Source organism: Imperialibacter sp., assembly GCF_048007035.1.
Classification (GTDB): Bacteria; Bacteroidota; Bacteroidia; order Cytophagales; family Cyclobacteriaceae; genus Imperialibacter.
In genome coordinates this window covers 2717731-2734507 of record NZ_CP180355.1, presented here as the reverse complement: position 1 = coordinate 2734507, position 16777 = coordinate 2717731, and the positions used below count along the sequence as shown (strand labels likewise).

The 16777-nt window shown below is 45.9% G+C and carries 15 protein-coding genes; 8 read left to right on the top strand and 7 right to left on the bottom strand.

Features of this window, described 5'->3' with window-relative positions:
* Window positions 1-348 precede the first annotated feature (348 nt).
* The gene (locus ACMVP2_RS11750; RefSeq protein ID WP_416867822.1) at window positions 349-1218 is read right to left on the bottom strand and encodes a hypothetical protein; all 870 of its coding nucleotides are present in this window, start codon (window positions 1216-1218) and stop codon (window positions 349-351) included.
* Window positions 1219-1425: 207 nt separating this feature from the next.
* On the opposite strand from ACMVP2_RS11750, the gene ACMVP2_RS11745 reads away from it, so the two are divergent.
* The 3 genes from ACMVP2_RS11745 to ACMVP2_RS11735 are packed head-to-tail and all read left to right on the top strand — an operon-like array spanning window position 1426 to window position 5305.
* Entirely contained in the window at window positions 1426-2865 is a 1440-nt protein-coding gene (locus ACMVP2_RS11745) for an aldehyde dehydrogenase family protein (RefSeq protein WP_416867821.1), read from the top strand.
* Window position 2866: 1 nt separating this feature from the next.
* Window positions 2867-4843 carry an FAD-dependent oxidoreductase gene (locus ACMVP2_RS11740; RefSeq protein ID WP_416867820.1) on the top strand — a complete coding sequence of 659 codons (1977 nt, stop codon included), beginning with the start codon at window positions 2867-2869 and terminating at the stop codon, window positions 4841-4843.
* A gap of 60 nt (window positions 4844-4903) precedes the next feature.
* Window positions 4904-5305 carry a hypothetical protein gene (locus tag ACMVP2_RS11735; protein WP_416867819.1) on the top strand — a complete coding sequence of 134 codons (402 nt, stop codon included), beginning with the start codon at window positions 4904-4906 and terminating at the stop codon, window positions 5303-5305.
* On the opposite strand, the gene ACMVP2_RS11730 is transcribed toward ACMVP2_RS11735, so the two are convergent.
* On the bottom strand, window positions 5306-6352 hold the full coding sequence (locus ACMVP2_RS11730) for an alcohol dehydrogenase family protein (protein ID WP_416867818.1): 1047 nt from the start codon (window positions 6350-6352) through the stop codon (window positions 5306-5308). It abuts the gene before it with no gap.
* Window positions 6353-6359: 7 nt separating this feature from the next.
* Window positions 6360-9185 carry an excinuclease ABC subunit UvrA gene (gene uvrA, locus ACMVP2_RS11725; protein WP_416867817.1) on the bottom strand — a complete coding sequence of 942 codons (2826 nt, stop codon included), beginning with the start codon at window positions 9183-9185 and terminating at the stop codon, window positions 6360-6362.
* A gap of 277 nt (window positions 9186-9462) precedes the next feature.
* Between uvrA and ACMVP2_RS11720 the strand changes: the two genes are divergently transcribed.
* Genes ACMVP2_RS11720 through ACMVP2_RS11705 form a run of 4 tightly spaced genes read left to right on the top strand, consistent with a single transcriptional unit; the run spans window position 9463 to window position 12101 of the window.
* Complete coding sequence (locus ACMVP2_RS11720) at window positions 9463-10062, top strand: RNA polymerase sigma factor (RefSeq protein ID WP_317489080.1); 600 nt, start codon at window positions 9463-9465, stop codon at window positions 10060-10062.
* The gene (locus ACMVP2_RS11715) at window positions 10037-10276 is read left to right on the top strand and encodes a hypothetical protein (RefSeq protein WP_152001277.1); all 240 of its coding nucleotides are present in this window, start codon (window positions 10037-10039) and stop codon (window positions 10274-10276) included. Before ACMVP2_RS11720 ends, ACMVP2_RS11715 begins: the two co-directional genes overlap by 26 nt.
* A gap of 10 nt (window positions 10277-10286) precedes the next feature.
* Window positions 10287-10937 (top strand): endonuclease III, encoded by a 651-nt coding sequence (nth, locus tag ACMVP2_RS11710; protein ID WP_416867816.1) that lies wholly within the window; start codon window positions 10287-10289, stop codon window positions 10935-10937.
* A gap of 3 nt (window positions 10938-10940) precedes the next feature.
* Entirely contained in the window at window positions 10941-12101 is a 1161-nt protein-coding gene (locus tag ACMVP2_RS11705) for a glycosyltransferase family 4 protein (RefSeq protein ID WP_416867815.1), read from the top strand.
* Here ACMVP2_RS11705 and ACMVP2_RS11700 read toward each other — a convergent pair.
* A complete protein-coding gene (locus ACMVP2_RS11700) occupies window positions 12098-13087 on the bottom strand; it encodes a gliding motility lipoprotein GldB (protein ID WP_339784591.1) in 990 nt (329 codons plus the stop codon). The two genes, ACMVP2_RS11705 and ACMVP2_RS11700, sit on opposite strands and share 4 nt — an antisense overlap.
* A gap of 122 nt (window positions 13088-13209) precedes the next feature.
* Here ACMVP2_RS11700 and ACMVP2_RS11695 point away from each other — a divergent pair, with 122 nt between their 5' ends.
* Window positions 13210-13851, top strand: coding sequence for an outer membrane beta-barrel protein (locus tag ACMVP2_RS11695; RefSeq protein WP_339784594.1), 642 nt, complete (start codon window positions 13210-13212; stop codon window positions 13849-13851).
* Here ACMVP2_RS11695 and ACMVP2_RS11690 read toward each other — a convergent pair.
* From ACMVP2_RS11690 to ACMVP2_RS11680, 3 genes are all read right to left on the bottom strand, one after another.
* On the bottom strand, window positions 13848-15401 hold the full coding sequence (locus tag ACMVP2_RS11690) for an Rne/Rng family ribonuclease (RefSeq protein ID WP_152001272.1): 1554 nt from the start codon (window positions 15399-15401) through the stop codon (window positions 13848-13850). The two genes, ACMVP2_RS11695 and ACMVP2_RS11690, sit on opposite strands and share 4 nt — an antisense overlap.
* A 146-nt stretch (window positions 15402-15547) precedes the next feature.
* Window positions 15548-16369, bottom strand: coding sequence for a tetratricopeptide repeat protein (locus ACMVP2_RS11685; protein ID WP_416867814.1), 822 nt, complete (start codon window positions 16367-16369; stop codon window positions 15548-15550).
* Window positions 16370-16397: 28 nt separating this feature from the next.
* Window positions 16398-16688, bottom strand: coding sequence for an HU family DNA-binding protein (locus tag ACMVP2_RS11680; protein WP_317489087.1), 291 nt, complete (start codon window positions 16686-16688; stop codon window positions 16398-16400).
* Window positions 16689-16777: the final 89 nt, after the last annotated feature.

The window sequence follows — 16777 nt, the reverse complement described above, 5'->3', positions numbered from 1 at the left end:
CCGCTTCTGGAAGCGCTTCAAATCCTATCAAGACCTCGGATCAATCTGTATTTCTCGGGATTGAATGTTTCGTTTGTGGTTAAATAAAAAAGCAAAACTGGTTCAATGCGTCTCGCCCGGCCGGGTTAGGCTTGGACCTTTTGCTTTTTTATGACCGCTCGGAATATTGGGGTTGAAGGGTAATCCCCCAGATTTTTCGCTTGATCCAAGACTTCGTCGTTTTAAAAAATGCGGCCATAGACACACATTGTCCTGATAGAGAAGGGCGAAATTTTCTAATGAAGGGGGCTTAAGAGGCAGTAAGGGGGATCGACTAAAGCAGGGGGTGCTCAGCTTTGCAAGGGCAGGTTACTTGCTAGCAAGCAATTCGCTTTGTCCCCGGAAGTAATCTCTTACGTTCGAAATACGATCAGACGGGTAAAGAAAATACGACTTGTCTACGAGGGCAACAGCCTTTAGGACGTCTTTGGCATTCCAGGCAACAATAGCACGGTTGTAGTAGTTAAGTCCAGCCAGTTCCTTCTTGGTTAACTCGTCGTTCAGGATGTAGCTTTTCTGCCCATCAGTGGTGTTTGAAGAAATGCCCGATAAGTTCTGGCGCTGTGCACTGAGGTATTCTTTTTCCTTCTCGGAAATTTCAATCTCCGAAGAGATGAATCCTGCAATAGGGTCGGTAGACTCAAACAAGAAGCTTCTTTCGCCCGCATTAACCTTCAAGTAAATGTGATAGTCTGTTTCTACCAGATTCACTTTATAGCCCAAATCCGTGAGGTACAAGTAGTAGAGCGATGTAGCGGTGAGACAATCGTATTGTCCTGTCTCGAATTGGCTCGCCAGACTAACATACTGCTCATAACTTTTCAGTTCCTTTCTGTGAACCCTGTAGAAGAAGAATTTCAAGAATTGCTCTTCGCTCCTGTACTTACTCTGTTGGTTTTGATAGAAAGCAAGGTTGGCCTGATAGGTATTCAAGGCCGATTTTGCTCGCTCATGGTCAACTGACTGATCAGCTACCAGCAATAAACTCAAAGTTGGTTGACTGGAAGTGTTAACGAGGACCGCTTTTTCGAGCTCAGAATGAAAACGCAAATCAGACATATTGACCTCCTGCCCGAAGCTTAAAAAAGCCTTTACAGTTAGAAAAATCAATATGTAAAACCTGTTTATCATATGCCGCTTGCTTACTAGCGCTATCTCCTTTATGAAGTTGCGTAACATAAAGTTAACATTAAATTAATATAACGTATGCCTCTCGTAGTCTTTTTCGACGAATTCGTGCCTGTAGCGGGTATATGTGCTTTGATCTGGTGCCACACATCACTCAATGTTACCCTAATGTTACCACAAACAGTTTTTGATTATCTTCAGGTAGATAATGAGGCTTATTTGTGGTAATTTGTTAGTAAGGATTAACAACACCCGAAATTGATAGACGAGAAACAACAAACAAAGACACCTGACGCTGATCTGTCCGAGCTCTTTTTGCGACAGTCACAGAAGGCCCTTTTGCTCAGGCAGGAAAGCTACCGGCCGAGAATTGAGCGGCTCAAAAAAGTCAAGGCCTGGATTCTTGCCAACACGGCGAAAATTCGTGACGCCGTATACAGCGACTTCAAAAAGCCTGGGTTTGAAGCCGACCTCTCCGAAACCTTTGTTGTGTTGGCAGACATCAATCTCGCCCTGAAAAGCCTTAAAAAATGGACGAGACCAGCATCGGTGCCCGCTGGGCTTACTTATTTTGGTTCGTCGGCTTTTGTGCACTATGAGCCGAAAGGCGTTTGCCTGATTATCTCTCCCTGGAATTATCCTTTCAATTTATGCATGGGGCCGTTGGTTTCAGCTATTGCTGCAGGCAACACCGCTATCATAAAGCCATCTGAACTGACTCCCAACACTTCGCAGCTTATTGCGCAAATGGTAGGCGAGCTGTTTCCGCAAGAGGAGGTAGCCGTGTATCAGGGTGGGCCCGAAATAACCAAGCGACTACTTCAGCTTCCCTTTAACCACATTTTCTTTACAGGAAGCTCGGCAGTAGGCAGAATAGTGATGGAGGCAGCAGCCAAAAACCTAAGCTCCATTACCCTGGAACTTGGGGGCAAGTCGCCCGTCATCATCGACAAAACGGCAAACTTGAAAGATGCTGCTGAAAAAATCGTCTGGGGAAAGCTTCTTAATTGTGGCCAGACGTGTGTTTCACCTGACTACCTCTTCATTCACGAGAGTGTGAAAGAGCCGTTTTTGGAACACCTGAAATATTTTCTGGAGACGCTGTTCAAACAGCCAGGCGAAAATTTTAAAGAATCGCCTAACTACGCCCGAATCATCAATAAAAAGCACTATCAGCGACTCTGTCAGGCTTTGAGCACGGCCATTGAAGACGGTGCCAGCCTTGTTTACGGTGGCGACGTTGATGAAACCGAAAACTTCATTTCTCCCACAGTTCTCGACAATGTGCCTCTTCACACCACACTAATGAGAGAAGAAATTTTCGGCCCTATACTTCCGGTTAATACGTTTAAAAACCACGACGAGGTCATCCAATACATAAACGGACAGCCCAAGGCCTTATCGCTTTATCTATTTTCGAACGATAAGCGCATTCAAAAAAAATATCGACTGGAAACCTCGTCAGGAACAGCATGTGTGAATGACGTGGTAGTCCAATTTCAGCAGCCGCACCTTCCCTTTGGTGGAGTGAACGAAAGTGGCATCGGTAAGTCTCATGGACATTTTGGGTTTCTGGCCTTTTCAAATGAAAAAGCCTGGTTGAAACAAAGGGTCGGTTTCACCTCTGCCAAATTGCTTTACCCGCCTTATACTGCCGCAAAAAAACGGATTCTCAATATCCTTATGAAGTATTTCTGAAATGAAGCTTACAGAAAGACAGTGCAACATTTTGGAGGAAGTGGCCAACACTTTCATCGCTCCCGACACCACCAGTGGCGAGCACAAAGGTTTTTGGACCTCGAAAGGAGCTGACAGGGTTGCCCCAGGCAAAATTGCAGAGGTGATTGCCTCCCAGCCCCGGCCAGCACGTGAGGAATTTATCCAACTGCTGAAAATATTGGACAGCAACCTGCTCGGCATGACCTGGGCGGGGCCTATGAAGAAGTTTCTGGATCTGACTTTTCAACAAAGAGAAAAACTTTTCATCACCTGGTCCAATAGCCCTGTAAAAAAGCTCCGGAAGGCATTTTCGTCTCTCAAAAAACTTTCAACTTTCATCTATTTCAGCTCCACCGAAGATGGTTACCACCCCGACTTCAAGGCAATTCAGTATCCGGGCCCACTGTTGGGCGATGCGGACAAACTCCCCCGACTTTTTGAATTGCAGATTGAAAACGATAGTGTCTTAACCTGCGAAGTACTCGTGATCGGTAGCGGTGCGGGGGGTGGTGTGATAGCAGGTGAGCTGGCAGGCTCAGGCAAAGACGTTATTATCGCCGACAAAGGCCCTTACCTGCACGGCGCTGACTTCACTCAGGAAGAAGGAAAGATGATTGAGACGTTGTATGACGGAAAGGGCGCTATCACGTCTTCCGACGGGCAGGTGAGCATTTTTGCTGGTAGCTGCGTAGGTGGCGGCACCACAGTCAACTGGGCTGGTAGCTTCAGAACACCTGACTATGTTCTTCAGGAATGGGCCAGCGAACATGGTGTACCTTTTCTAACCTCCCAATCGTTTCAGGACAGCTTAAATGCTGTAGCAGCAGAAATAGGTGTTAACACCAATTACTCCCTTCACAACCTGCAAAATCAACTTCTGTTGGACGGCTCCAGGAAACTAGGTCAGCAAGTTGAACTCATTCCAAGAAATGAACGAAAGCCTGGCGAAGCAGATTTTCAAAAGCTCGGCTTCAGCAGCCTGGGCGACAGGTATGGGATCAAACAAGGCACTGCTCAAACGTATATTCGAAAAGCGACAACTGCTGGTGCCCGCCTTCTTTCTCAGTGCCAAATTGAAAAGATAGCCATTAAAAATGGAAGAGCAACTGGTGCCGAAGCGGTTTGCTATTCACCAAAGGGCCACAAGAAAAAGGTTTTTATACAAGCAGAAAAAATCGTCATAGCCGCTGGGGCTATTCAGACACCAGCGTTGCTGAAAAGAAGTGGGCTCAAGCATGACCACATAGGAAAACACCTCCACCTTCACCCCACCGTAGGTGTTAGTGCCAAGTACACTCAAAAATCAGAAGCCTGGTTTGGGCCAATGATGTCTGTTGTCAATGATCAATTCGCCCGGTCGGACGGCAACTACGGCTTCAAGCTTGAGACACCGCCCACTCACCCCGGCCTCATTGCCATGTCTCTTCCCTGGTCAGGTGCCCGCCAATTCAAAGAAGACATGTTGAAGGCATCGCACATTGCTTCTTTCATAGCCATTGTACGAGACAAGTTTCCCGGATACATCACTATCGACAAGGAAGGCCAACCCATTGTGCATTACAAACTTCACGGATTCGATTTGAAGCACCTCATTAACGGCATGGAAGAAGCGAGCCGACTCCATTTTGCCAATGACTGCGAGCAGATCATCTATCCGCATTTCGGTAATCATCGCTTTAATAATACAGGCAAAAGAGCCGATCTTGAGAAATTTATCCACAACCTGCCGGTCTGGGGTTGGCGCCCAAATCAATTTTCGCTGTACAGTGCACATCAAATGGGCACCTGCCGAATGGGGGAAGATAAAAAGACGCACCCAACAGCACCTGATGGCAGCCTTTATGAAGTGCCCAACATCTACATTGGCGATGGGTCAGCTTTCCCGTCGGCCAGTGGTGTGAACCCCATGCTGAGCATTATGGGTCTTGCCCATCACACTGCCCAGGGACTAAAATAGATGAGTGCAAAAGCAATTCCATTTTTATAATTTCGTTCATCCAATTGTGACCAAAACTATATGCGCCGTCTTTTAACATACGCTGTCGTACTTGTTGCCCTTACCCTTACCTTCTGCTCTGAAGGCGACAAAACCCAAAAGGCCCTTCAGGGAAAATGGAAAGCTAACTGGACGACAAGCAAAGAAGCCTTCCCCGATGTTGGCGATGACATCGCCTTGACCATGGAAGGGTGGATTGAATTCAATGCTGACGAAGTAACTATCACGGCCTATGGTTACCCTGGCTGCATATTTTCAGCCGACACACTTAAGCACTCGCAAAAATGGGCTTTGAGGAACGATACGCTGGAGCTGTTGAATGAAGGCGACAAACACGGCATTGCCTACTTAATGAAAGAGAAGTCCGATGACCATATCCAGTTGGTACTGATGGGTGACATCTTTCTGGATCTCACCAGATAATCAATTGTGCAGAATGATCTTTAAGCTCTTATCCAGCTTCTGATCAAAAATTCTGTATCCTTCTACGCCTTGCGCTAAGGGGAGCCTGTGAGAGATAATTGCCGACAGGTCAATTTGCTGATCGCCAAGCAAAGGAAGCAGTTTTGACATGTAGTGCCTGGCAGGGCACCTTCCGGTTTTATAGGTGATGTTCTTGTTGTAAGCATCAACCGGCGAAAAGGTGAAGTTACTGGCCGTATGCACGCCCACAGATGAAATAATTCCGCCGGGGCGCACCACATCGAAAGCTAGTTGCTGCGCAGAAGGATTCCCAACAACTTCCATCACAGCGTCAGCACCAATTCCATTGGTTTGCTCAAGAATAAACTGCTTAGCATCAGTTTTTGACAAGTCCACCGCTACGGCGCCATACCTTTGAGCGATTGCCAGGCGCTCGGGCACGCTGTCCACGGCCCAAATTTCATCTGCCCCCTGTATTTTTGCTGCCAGAATAGCCATCAGCCCGACAGGGCCACATCCCAGCACCACATATCTTCCACCTGGCCTGACGCCTGCGTTTTCAGCACAGAAATAACCTGTACTGAAGATATCGCCGGTGAGCAGTACCTGTTCTTCGCTAAGACCTTTAGGAGATTTAACCAGCGTACTATCGGCAAGTGGCACTCTAACGTACTCAGCCTGAGCACCATGCAGGCCATGGCCATGCTCCACCCAACCATAAAGCTGTCCTTGCTGACATCTGCATGTAAGACCGATTTTGCAGAAATAACATACACCACAACTCGTCGTGAAAGGGCTTACCACCCTGTCGCCCTTTTTAAGACCAGTGACAGCACGTCCAATCTCCACCACCTCCCCGAAAAACTCATGGCCCATGACAGTTCCGTAGTCCAGCCCCTTTTCATGTTCCCGATAGACATGCAAATCAGAGCCACAAATAGCGGTCAGCGCTACTTTTACAATCACATCTGTTGGTTGAATGATCGTTGGATCCGCTACCGTTTCAAAGCTCAGCTTCTCCTTTCCCTGAAATGTGATGGCTTTCATCAGACTCTTAGTTAAGCTTTTCCTTCAAATATTGAGCAGTGTGGTTACCCTTCAGCTTTACCATGTCTTCCGGCAAGCCGGCAAACCCAATGGTACCCCCATCAATTCCGCCCTCCGGGCCAATATCTATGATCCAATCGGCATTTTTCACAATCTCCATGTTGTGCTCGATAATCAACACTGAATTCCCCTGGTTCACTAAAGCATTGAGAGCATCGAGTAGTTTTTTGATGTCATGAAAGTGAAGGCCAGTGGTGGGTTCGTCAAAAATGAAGAGAATGTGCTCGCTACTGCCGGCATTTCGCTTTCCAATGAAAGAAGCCAGCTTCACTCGCTGTGCTTCACCGCCAGACAGTGAGTTAGAAGACTGACCGAGCTTCACATAGCCAAGTCCAACTTCAAACAACGGCTTCATTTTGTTGATAATGCCCGGCTTGTCTGAGAAAAAGCTTATGCTTTCTTCCACAGTCAGGTCAAGCACTTCGGCAATGTCCTTGTCTTTATATTTTACTTCCAGCACCTCGTCTTTGAAGCGCTTGCCATGGCAGGTATCACACAACAGTCGGATATCTGCCATAAACTGCATTTCAATTTTTACTTCGCCCTCACCCTGGCAGGTTTCGCAACGGCCTCCTTCCACATTGAAAGAGAAGCTAGCAGGTTTCAGACCTCTTTGCTTAGCCAGCGGTTGCTCGGAGAACAGTTGTCGGATCACGTCGTACGCTTTCACGTAAGTCACCGGGTTGGATCGTGACGACTTGCCGATGGGGTTCTGGTCTACGAACTCTATTTGTGTGATCCGTTTGTAATCTCCTTCCAGCTTATCAAACTTGCCGGTGGCCTCATTCACGGTTCCGAGTATCTTCCCTATCGCCGGGTAAAGAATCCTTTTTACCAAAGTCGACTTGCCTGAGCCACTCACCCCAGTCACCACAGTCATCACGCCTAGTGGCAGCTCCATCTTCACGTTCTTGAGGTTATTCTCTCTGGCTCCGGAAATCAATACCGACTCATTCCACTTTCGTCTCTTCTTGGGCACCTCAATCACATCTCTGCCGTTCAGAAAGCGGGCGGTATGAGACACATCTTCCGTAAGTATCTGAGCCCAGTCGCCCTGAAACACAAGCTCGCCTCCATGGCTGCCAGCTCCGGGCCCAATATCAATGATCTGGTCGGCGGCTTTCATCACCTCCTCCTCGTGTTCTACTACTATTACCGAATTGCCCAGATTACGAAGGGTTAACAGTACATCAATAAGCCTTGAGGTGTCTCTGGGGTGCAGGCCAATGCTCGGTTCATCCAAAATATACATGGAACCCACTAGTGCACTGCCGAGTGACGTGGCCAGCTTTATTCGTTGAAATTCGCCCCCCGAAAGTGTGCTGGTTAATCGGTTGAGAGTCAAATAACCGAGGCCTACCTGATCCAGGTAAGTCAGCCTGTTGATTATCTCTGTTAATATGCGCTTGCTCACCTTTCTGTCGTGATCAGAAAGTGCAAGGCCTTGCAAAACTTGCAACACCTGTGAAACCGGCATTAGCACGAGGTCGGTGATAGAGTGGCCGTCGATTCTCACATAGGCCGCATCTTTTCGCAACCTTGTGCCCCTACAGTCAGGACACACAGTTCTGCCTCTGTATCTGCTGAGCATCACCCTGTACTGAATCTTGTGAGTCTGGCCCTCCAGGTATTTAAAAAAAGCATGAAGGCCTTCAAAGTATTTGTTGCCGGTCCACAGCAACTGGTACTGCTCGGGCGTGAGCTCGTTAACGGCCCTATGGATGGGGTAGTCAAACCTAATTCCGTTTTTCAAAAGGGGTTGTGCCCAGGCTTGCATGGTTTCGCCACGCCACGGGGCCACCGCCCCTTCATACACAGACAGGCTCTTGTCTGGAATTACCAGATCTTCGTCGATGCCAAGGATTTTCCCAAACCCTTCGCAGGTTCTACAGGCTCCGTATGGGTTATTGAAGCTGAACAGATTAACACTCGGTTCTTCAAATCGAATACCATCAAGTTCGAACTTATCTGAAAATTCACGTCTCCCGACTCCTATCACATCCACATAGCAGGTGCCCTCTCCCTCGAAAAAAGCTGTTTGTATAGAATCTGAAAGCCTGTACTGGTTATCTTCATCTTCGGGCTGTGCCGATGCCCGGTCGATAAGTATTTCAAGTTTCTCGGGTTTTTCTAAACCTTCCTTTTTCTCAACCAAATCCTCAATTTGAAGTATCTCTCCATCGAGAACTAATCGGGTGTAGCCTTTACTAAGTAAAATCCGAAACTCATCGTCCAGCGTCCTCTCAGCTTTCAAACGCAGCGGGCAAGTGACTACCAGCTTCGCCCCAGCCTTGTGACTATATATCCAGTCCACCACGTCGGTAACCGAATCTCTTCTAACCACCTCACCACTAACCGGCGAATAGGTCACACCTATCCTGGCAAACAACAGCTTCATGTAGTCGTAAATCTCCGTTGTTGTCCCAACCGTCGACCGTGGGTTGCGGGTGTTCACTTTTTGTTCGATAGCAATCGCCGGGGAAACTCCTTTTATGTACTCCACCTCAGGCTTCTCCATCCGACCTAAAAACTGTCTGGCATAGGAGCTAAGGCTTTCTACGTATTTTCTTTGACCTTCGGCAAAAAGGGTGTCAAATGCCAGAGAAGACTTGCCCGAGCCCGACAGGCCGGTGATCACCACGAGCTTGTTTCTCGGGATGGCGACGCTAACATTCTTCAGGTTATTTACTTTGGCACCCTTTATGATGATATACTTACGTGGGTCAAGGTCATCAAAGGCCACTGCCTTGTCATTCAATATGCTTACTTCCATTTATTCCTGGGGGTATTACAACGCAAACTTAAGTCTATAATGGTGAATTGCAGTTCAATTGTTTCATTTAAGGTAAACCAAGATAAACGAAGCTTATCCACACATTATTATCTATACAAAACTTTTGTGCAAAAAATTTTTATGTGCGGAAATGAATGACTAAAATTCACATCTTAACATAGAAATAATAGTGCACGAAGCACATAGAATTAACCACTTTAAACCTCTAACTGTTACAATATGGCATAAACCTCTACGTTACTAAAAGTGAAGTTTGATGAGCAAGAATGAAATTAGTGACAGCCAATTAGTAACGCTGTACAGAAACGGGGACGAAGAAGCCTTTAGTACACTGTTAAACAGGCACAAGAACAGAGTTTATACAACGATTTATTTAATTGTAAAAGACCGTTATGTGGCTGAAGATTTATTGCAGGATTCATTTATAAAGGCCGTTAAGACGATTAAGTCTGGCCGGTATAATGAAGAAGGAAAGTTCCTGCCATGGATACTTCGAATAGCCCATAATTTGGCCATAGATTATTTTCGAAAGGAGAAGCGCTACCCTGTGGTGGTGATGGAGGATGGCTCCAAGGTATTCAACACCCTTGAGTTTGCTGAAGACCCGATCGAGAATAAACAGATTAAGATGGAAACCCATCAAATGCTCCGGCAGTTGATACAGGAGTTGCCCGAAGCTCAGAAGGAAGTATTGATTATGCGTCATTACATGCAAATGAGCTTTCAGGACATTGCTGATTCGACAGGTGTTAGTATCAACACCGCTCTGGGCAGAATGCGGTATGCTCTCATTAATCTGAGGAAGAGAATGCAGCAAACAAGTATAGCCTATGACAAAAACATTTACAGAAAATGACCTGATACGGTATGTATATGGAGAGACTTCAGAAATAGAAAATAACGAAATCGAAAGTGCTTTGCTATGCGATAGCGAAGTGCAGGAGCAGTTTGCTCAGCTGATTGAGATCACTCAGCAGCTTAGCTGCGTCGACTATTTTCCTTCTGAAAACTCGGTGAAAAATATCCTTGATAAAGCCAAAGAACTAAATTTGCAGTCTATCGCTAAATAGTGAGAGACTGATGACACGCAAGGAGCGCTACGAGGCTTTTATAAATTTCTTTACTGAGCACTTTCCTGAGCCAGAAACGGAGTTGCACTATGGCAACCCCTTTGAATTACTGGTGGCAGTGGTTCTGAGTGCCCAGTGCACAGATAAAAGGATCAATCTGGTAACGCCTGCTCTTTTCAAGGATTTCCCGACGCCTGCTCACTTGGCGGCTACCACTTTCGACGAGCTTTTTCCGTATATCAGAAGTGTGTCTTACCCCAATAACAAGACCAAGCACCTGATTGGATTGGGCAAAAAGCTGGTGGAAAACTTCAATTCCGAAGTTCCGGGCACAATTGAGGATCTTCAAACCCTGCCTGGTGTGGGGAGAAAAACTGCCAACGTAATTGCTTCGGTGATATACAATCAGCCTACAATGGCCGTAGACACCCATGTTTTTCGGGTATCGAAACGGCTTGGGTTGGTAACCAAAACCGCCAATACACCACTGGAGGTAGAAAAACAGCTTGTAAAATACATCCCCGAGGAGCATATACCCAAAGCCCACCATTGGCTGATCCTGCACGGCAGGTATACATGCCTGGCACGAACTCCGAAATGTGACGAATGCGCCATCACGTCCTTTTGCCGCTACTATGAAAACTCGCTGAAGCAGCGTTAATCCATGCGGGTGATCCTTCTTCATCAGTACTATAAAACGCCAGAAGAAGGCGGAGGCATTCGTTCGTGGTACTTGTGCCGGGCCTTAAAGGAAGCTGGTCATGAGGTGGAGGTAGTGACTGCCTGGAATAAAAAAGAGAGCAAAACGGTGTTGATCGACGGCTACCCCGTTCACTATCTTTCGATCCATTACTCTAACGACCTGGGTTTTTTTAGGCGGATTTGGTCCTTCACTGCCTTCTTTATTGCTGCCTACAAGAAAGTGAACTCATTATCCCGGCCGGACTTCATTTATGCTATCAGCACCCCTTTGAGCATTGGTGCGCTGGCCAAGTGGATCCGATGGAGAAAAAGCATTCCGTATTTCTTTGAAGTCGGCGACCTTTGGCCCGATGTGCCAGCACAAATGGGGTATTTGCTCAATCCGCTATTGATTCGAATCCTTAAGAGCCTGGAGCTTTCCATCTACAAATCAGCGAAAGGCATTGTGGCCATGAGTCCTGCGATGGTAGACTGTTTTAATGACCTGGGCTATGGCAGTAAAACCACTTGTGTTACCAATTTTTCTGACCTTTCTCTTTCCAACACCCCCTCGCATGAGAGAGAACCGACAGATCTTTTTACTGTCGCCTACGTGGGCACTTTGGGCAAAGCAAACCACCTCAGCTACCTGATCGATTTGGCTGAAGAAGCTCAAAAAAGGGGCTTGAGGAATTTCCGGTGCATTCTTATGGGAGAAGGTGCGGAGGAGCCCTTGCTTAAAAAAAGGATCGCCGAAAAAGGGCTTTTTAATGTTTCGCTTTTGCCGCACTCCAGCAAGGAGGCCGCTATAAGTGTGCTCAAAACTGCTTCGATGGCCTATTTATCTTTTGGACCATATGACAAGTTATGGACGGGCAGTCCGAACAAGTACTTCGATGCCCTGGCGATTGGAAAACCCATCCTCTGCAACTTCGGCGGATGGATCGGTGATGAAATCACAGACAAAAAATGCGGAGTTGTTTACAGCCCTTTTAATCCCCAATCGTTTTTTGACAAGCACTGGCCATCACTTCAAGCGGAAGATACACTTGAAAGCATGGGTCAAAATGCGCTAACCCTTGCGAAAAGGAGCTACAGTCTTAACAAACAAATCCCAAAGTGGCTAACGTTCCTTGGCCGTTAATGCGGATTAGGCCTGTATTTAGACAGCGTGAAAATCTTCTTCGGATCATCTTCCTCCATTAGTTGCTGCAGGGTGACCTTCGGGTTGTTCTCCATGTAAGACCTTACAATTTCCCAACCCACCCAGGCGCCTATACGTCCGGGACATTTCTCTCCTATCTCATACACATTTGGCCGCTCGCCCATGAACTTGTTGATGAGTTTTGGCTCAGTTTCATACAACAGCTGGTTTTGCACAAAATTTGCCCAAACCACGTCCTCATTCTTGTGCACTTCTCTCAGCTCTTCCTCAGAAAACCCTATGATAATAGAATCGGGTACACACGGCACCATTCGCTCTGTAAAATAGTACGTCTTACCAGCGGTGATCATCTCATTCAGCAGCGTATTATCGCCGTAGTCAACCTTGTTGTAATAGTCGGACAAAAAGAAAAAAGAAGCCGGCACGATATAATCAGGCTTAAAGCGGCGGGCAATATAGGCTGGTACATTGTTGGGTTTGTACTTCGAGTCGTCGCCGATGAAGAAGTCCAGCCCGATGACCAGCAGACTGTCCGAAAAATAGATGTCCCGATAAAAACCCGTGATCATGGTTTGCACCTTCGGCGTTTTAGCGGTTGGGTAGTAATACTTGAGGTGCTGAAACGCAGAAGCGTACTGCGACTCCAGCCAACTTATGTCCACAAATTTTCCGTCTACTTCCATTTGCAATGAATCGAGGTGGGGAATTAGCTTGATCATTTGATTGGCCAACACGCTGTCGGACGGATACTGATTGGCATCCAAAAAGTAGTCAGCTAACGTCGGATTGTCTTCAAGAAACGCCCTCACCTCACCAGAAGTAGTCGACTTAAAAAGTGGAACTTCCTTCCTTTCAATAGAAACCTCCATGGGTATCGCCGCTATTTCGGGATTGATCTCACATTCCTTGTTTTCGCAAGCAGCGAAGGCAAAGAAAATGAGTAGAAATGCATAATTTCGATTCATAGTATCAACTTTGGACTAAAACTATAGATTATCCCACTTTGAAAAAACTGGGATACATTGAATTAAACTATTTTTCAGCAAGGTCAGCGACTTTGCCCCTTTGCGTAAAGAAACGATCATTTATGAAAAGAATTTTTATCCTTTCCATTTTTTGCCTCATTTCTGGTGTTGCCTTTTCGCAGGTAAAAATCGGGCTCAGGTTTTCTCCCTCTTATAATATTAACAGGGTATCCAGCCTGTCCGATACTTTGATTCTGTCGCCACAGCAAGCGAGTTTCAAAATGGTGCTGGGTGTGGTGACAGAGATTGCCTTTACGGATACCTACAGTTTCACGACAGGGCTTGCTTTTGCACCAAAAAGTGTTGGGATCAATTTTGCCGGAGAAGACGGCGGCTCATATGCCAATGCCACCGAAGAATATAAAATACAATATCTCCAGATTCCTGCATTGCTGAAATTGTACACGGATGACTACCTGCCGGGCAGTAGAATTTACTTTCATGTGGGGGCCATGATCGACGTCAAGATATTTGACTCGCCTGAAAACAACGACTACTTTTTTGTGGAAAAGTTTCTGCCAGTGGATGCGTCGGCAGTGCTGGGTGTTGGTACAGAAGTGGAACTTGGAATATCCACTATTGTGTTTGGGGGCTTGAGCTACAACCGGGGGCTGACCAACATGGCCTCAAAAACAATCGCTCTTGACGCAAAACCTATTGTCAAGAGCGATTACTTCCAATTGGAGCTCGGTTTAAAGTTTTAAACCAGCTCTATTTCTTCTCCTGTAGAATTAACAAAGTGGAAATCCGTCAGTCCTAGTGATGAGTCCTCAATAAGGTGAACCCACTTGTAGTACTTCATGAACCACTGTACTCTCTTGGAGTAAATCCCTTTGGTGAAATAGGCATAAAGATACGGATGAAGGCTAATGGTTAGCTTCTTCTCGTTTTGCTTGCCAAAGATGTGTTCTATGTTTTTCTCAATCTGATCGGCCACTATTACTGAGGCAGTGATTTTGCCGGTACCATTACAAGTAGGGCAAACCTCTCTCGTGCTGATATTCATCTCTGGCCTTACCCGCTGCCGGGTGATCTGCATCAGACCAAATTTTGAAAGAGGAAGCACAGTATACTTGGAGCGGTCGGTGCTCATCTCCTGCTTCATCCTCTCATAAACCTTCTTCCGGTTATCCTGCTTTTTGAGGTCAATGAAATCGATCACAATGATACCACCCATGTCCCGCAGCCGGAGCTGCCTGGCTATTTCCGATGCGGCGTCCATGTTCACACGCAAGGCCGTCGACTCCTGGTCTTCTTCGGCATTCGACTTGTTGCCGCTGTTAACGTCAATTACGTGAAGCGCTTCGGTGTGCTCAATGATTAAATAGCCTCCCCCGGCTACACTTACAGAGCGGCCAAACGACATCTTGAGCTGTTTTTCTACGTGGAAATGCTCAAATATTTTAACCTTACCGGTGTATTGTCTGAGGATTTTTTCTTTGTCGGGTGCTATTTTGTTAACGTAGGCACGGACGTCGGCAAAGGTTTTTTTGTCATCGATGTGGATGGCATCGAACGACTCGTTGAGGACATCTCTCAGAATAGAGTTAGTCCTGCTCATTTCGCCGATGATCTTGTCCTTCGATTGGGCTGTCTTCAGGTTCTTCATCCCTTCCTCCCAAATGGAAACAAGGTTTCTTAAGTCCTTGTCGAGCTCAGCAACATCTTTGCCCTGAGCGACAGTCCTGATGATAACACCAAAGTTTTCGGATTTTATGGACGACACCAAACGAACAAGTCGTTTGCGCTCATCGCTGCTGTCAATTTTCTTAGAAACATTGACAGTATTTGAGAATGGTACAAGAACTAAGTACCGTCCCGCAAGGGACAATTCACAAGAAAGCCGGGGGCCCTTTGTGGAGATTGGTTCTTTTACAACCTGTACAAGTATCTTTTGACCCTTGGTAAGTACCTGGCTGATTTTGCCAAGCTTATCAATATCTTTTTCGGGTTTAAAGCCTGCCAGCTTGTGGCTTATATTTTTGTTTGTAAGTACAAGTCGTGTGAACTTATTCAACGACTGCACTTGCGGGCCTAAATCGAGATAGTGCAAAAACGCATCTTTCTCGTAGCCGACATCAATAAAAGCAGCATTTAGGCCCTGTACGATTTTCTTTACAGTGCCTAAATATATATCTCCAACATTAAATTGATGATCATCACTTTCCTGATGATACTCTACCAATCGCTTGTCTCTTAGTAAGGCAATCCGGGATCCCTGTGGAGTCGAATTTATTATTAATTCATTGCTCACACTGATTCCGTTTTAAAAAGTAAATTACTTCTTCTTGTGCCTGTTCTTTCTGAGTCTTTTCTTTCTCTTGTGAGTAGCGATCTTATGTCTCTTTCTTTTCTTTCCGCAAGGCATATGCGAATGTCTTTATTTGTTAAACAATTTTTTTAATTCAACTCCTGAAGGTAAGAGTCAACTGCGGCGCTTACTGCCGGATCGTTTTCCGTTACCTTCGCTTTGATAAGCCAGGCTTTAGCTTTCTGCTTGTCGCCTAACTCCTTATAACTTACACCAAGATAAAACATGGCCTGGATGTTCTCAGGGTCAATTGTCAAGAGCTTTTCAAGTCTCTCTACCGCCTTATCGTACTGTGCCGACTGCATCGAAAGAATACCCATGTTGTAAAGGGCCTCTTTGTTGTCAGGGTCCTTATCCAGAATTTCTCTCAACATCAAAATTCCCTGCATGGGATTCGGTGAAGAGATGTAGGTCATGGCTATTTTTGACTTAGCACTCAAATTGTCCGGATTGGCTTTTAAAACCTCCCCAAGCAATTCCTGAACCTTACTTCCGAGCTTTTTGGCCCTGGCATCATCCGCCGCAAAACCGAACGCTTCGTAATAATAATTACCCGCTTTCTCCTTTGCCTCTATTGACGGATCGACCTCCGCAAGGAGGTCAGCGTACTTGGCAACACTGTCCAATTGTTGTACCAAAAGGAAGGTGTTCGCCAAAGAGTCTGCAAAGATAGCTGAATTGTTTGGATTTTTTAACTGCTCCTTGAAATATTGTATCTTTTGCTGGTCAGAATCAGACAGTTCTACTTCGTGGGCTCCTGGTATTTCTTCAGCTCCTGCATTTTCTTCCTGCGTAGCTGACGGTACTTCAGCCATATCACTGTCATTGTCTACGACTACCTTGGGAAGACTGAAAAGAACGATGATCAGCCCAACCCCTAATATGGTTAAGACAATTTGTTGTTTTGACATGAAGTTTGTTTGCTGGAAATAGGACTTCCTATTTCAGTTTGTTGCTGCTTTTTACCTTCTCAATAAAAACCTTCGACGGCTTAAAGCTAGGCACATAGTGCTCATCGATGACGATAGCCGTGTTCTTAGAAATATTTCTGGCAATCTTCTTGGCTCTTTTCTTGTTTACAAAACTTCCGAAACCACGAACGTAAATATTACTGCCATCTGCCATCGAACTTTTTACCACAGTGAAAAAAGCTTCTACGCTAGTTTGCACATCTGCTTTATCAATCCCCGTTTTCTCTGCAATTTCGTTTATTACGTCTGCTTTAGTCACCTCTTCTATATTTTAATTATGCTTTGCTACTCGATTTTTTTAATGGGCACAAATTTAAATGAGCGGGGTAGAAATAAAAAAGAAAGAGT

Excerpts from the sequence above, each read along its gene's own strand:
- ACMVP2_RS11750 (WP_416867822.1), bottom strand. The coding sequence starts at position 1,218 with ATGTTACGCAACTTCATAAAGGAGATAGCGCTAGTAAGCAAGCGGCAT.
- ACMVP2_RS11740 (WP_416867820.1), top strand. The coding sequence starts at position 2,867 with ATGAAGCTTACAGAAAGACAGTGCAACATTTTGGAGGAAGTGGCCAAC.
- ACMVP2_RS11735 (WP_416867819.1), top strand. The coding sequence starts at position 4,904 with ATGCGCCGTCTTTTAACATACGCTGTCGTACTTGTTGCCCTTACCCTT.
- ACMVP2_RS11730 (WP_416867818.1), bottom strand. The coding sequence starts at position 6,352 with ATGAAAGCCATCACATTTCAGGGAAAGGAGAAGCTGAGCTTTGAAACG.
- uvrA (WP_416867817.1), bottom strand. The coding sequence starts at position 9,185 with ATGGAAGTAAGCATATTGAATGACAAGGCAGTGGCCTTTGATGACCTT.
- ACMVP2_RS11720 (WP_317489080.1), top strand. The coding sequence starts at position 9,463 with ATGAGCAAGAATGAAATTAGTGACAGCCAATTAGTAACGCTGTACAGA.
- ACMVP2_RS11715 (WP_152001277.1), top strand. The coding sequence starts at position 10,037 with ATGACAAAAACATTTACAGAAAATGACCTGATACGGTATGTATATGGA.
- nth (WP_416867816.1), top strand. The coding sequence starts at position 10,287 with ATGACACGCAAGGAGCGCTACGAGGCTTTTATAAATTTCTTTACTGAG.
- ACMVP2_RS11705 (WP_416867815.1), top strand. The coding sequence starts at position 10,941 with ATGCGGGTGATCCTTCTTCATCAGTACTATAAAACGCCAGAAGAAGGC.
- ACMVP2_RS11700 (WP_339784591.1), bottom strand. The coding sequence starts at position 13,087 with ATGAATCGAAATTATGCATTTCTACTCATTTTCTTTGCCTTCGCTGCT.
- ACMVP2_RS11695 (WP_339784594.1), top strand. The coding sequence starts at position 13,210 with ATGAAAAGAATTTTTATCCTTTCCATTTTTTGCCTCATTTCTGGTGTT.
- ACMVP2_RS11685 (WP_416867814.1), bottom strand. The coding sequence starts at position 16,369 with ATGTCAAAACAACAAATTGTCTTAACCATATTAGGGGTTGGGCTGATC.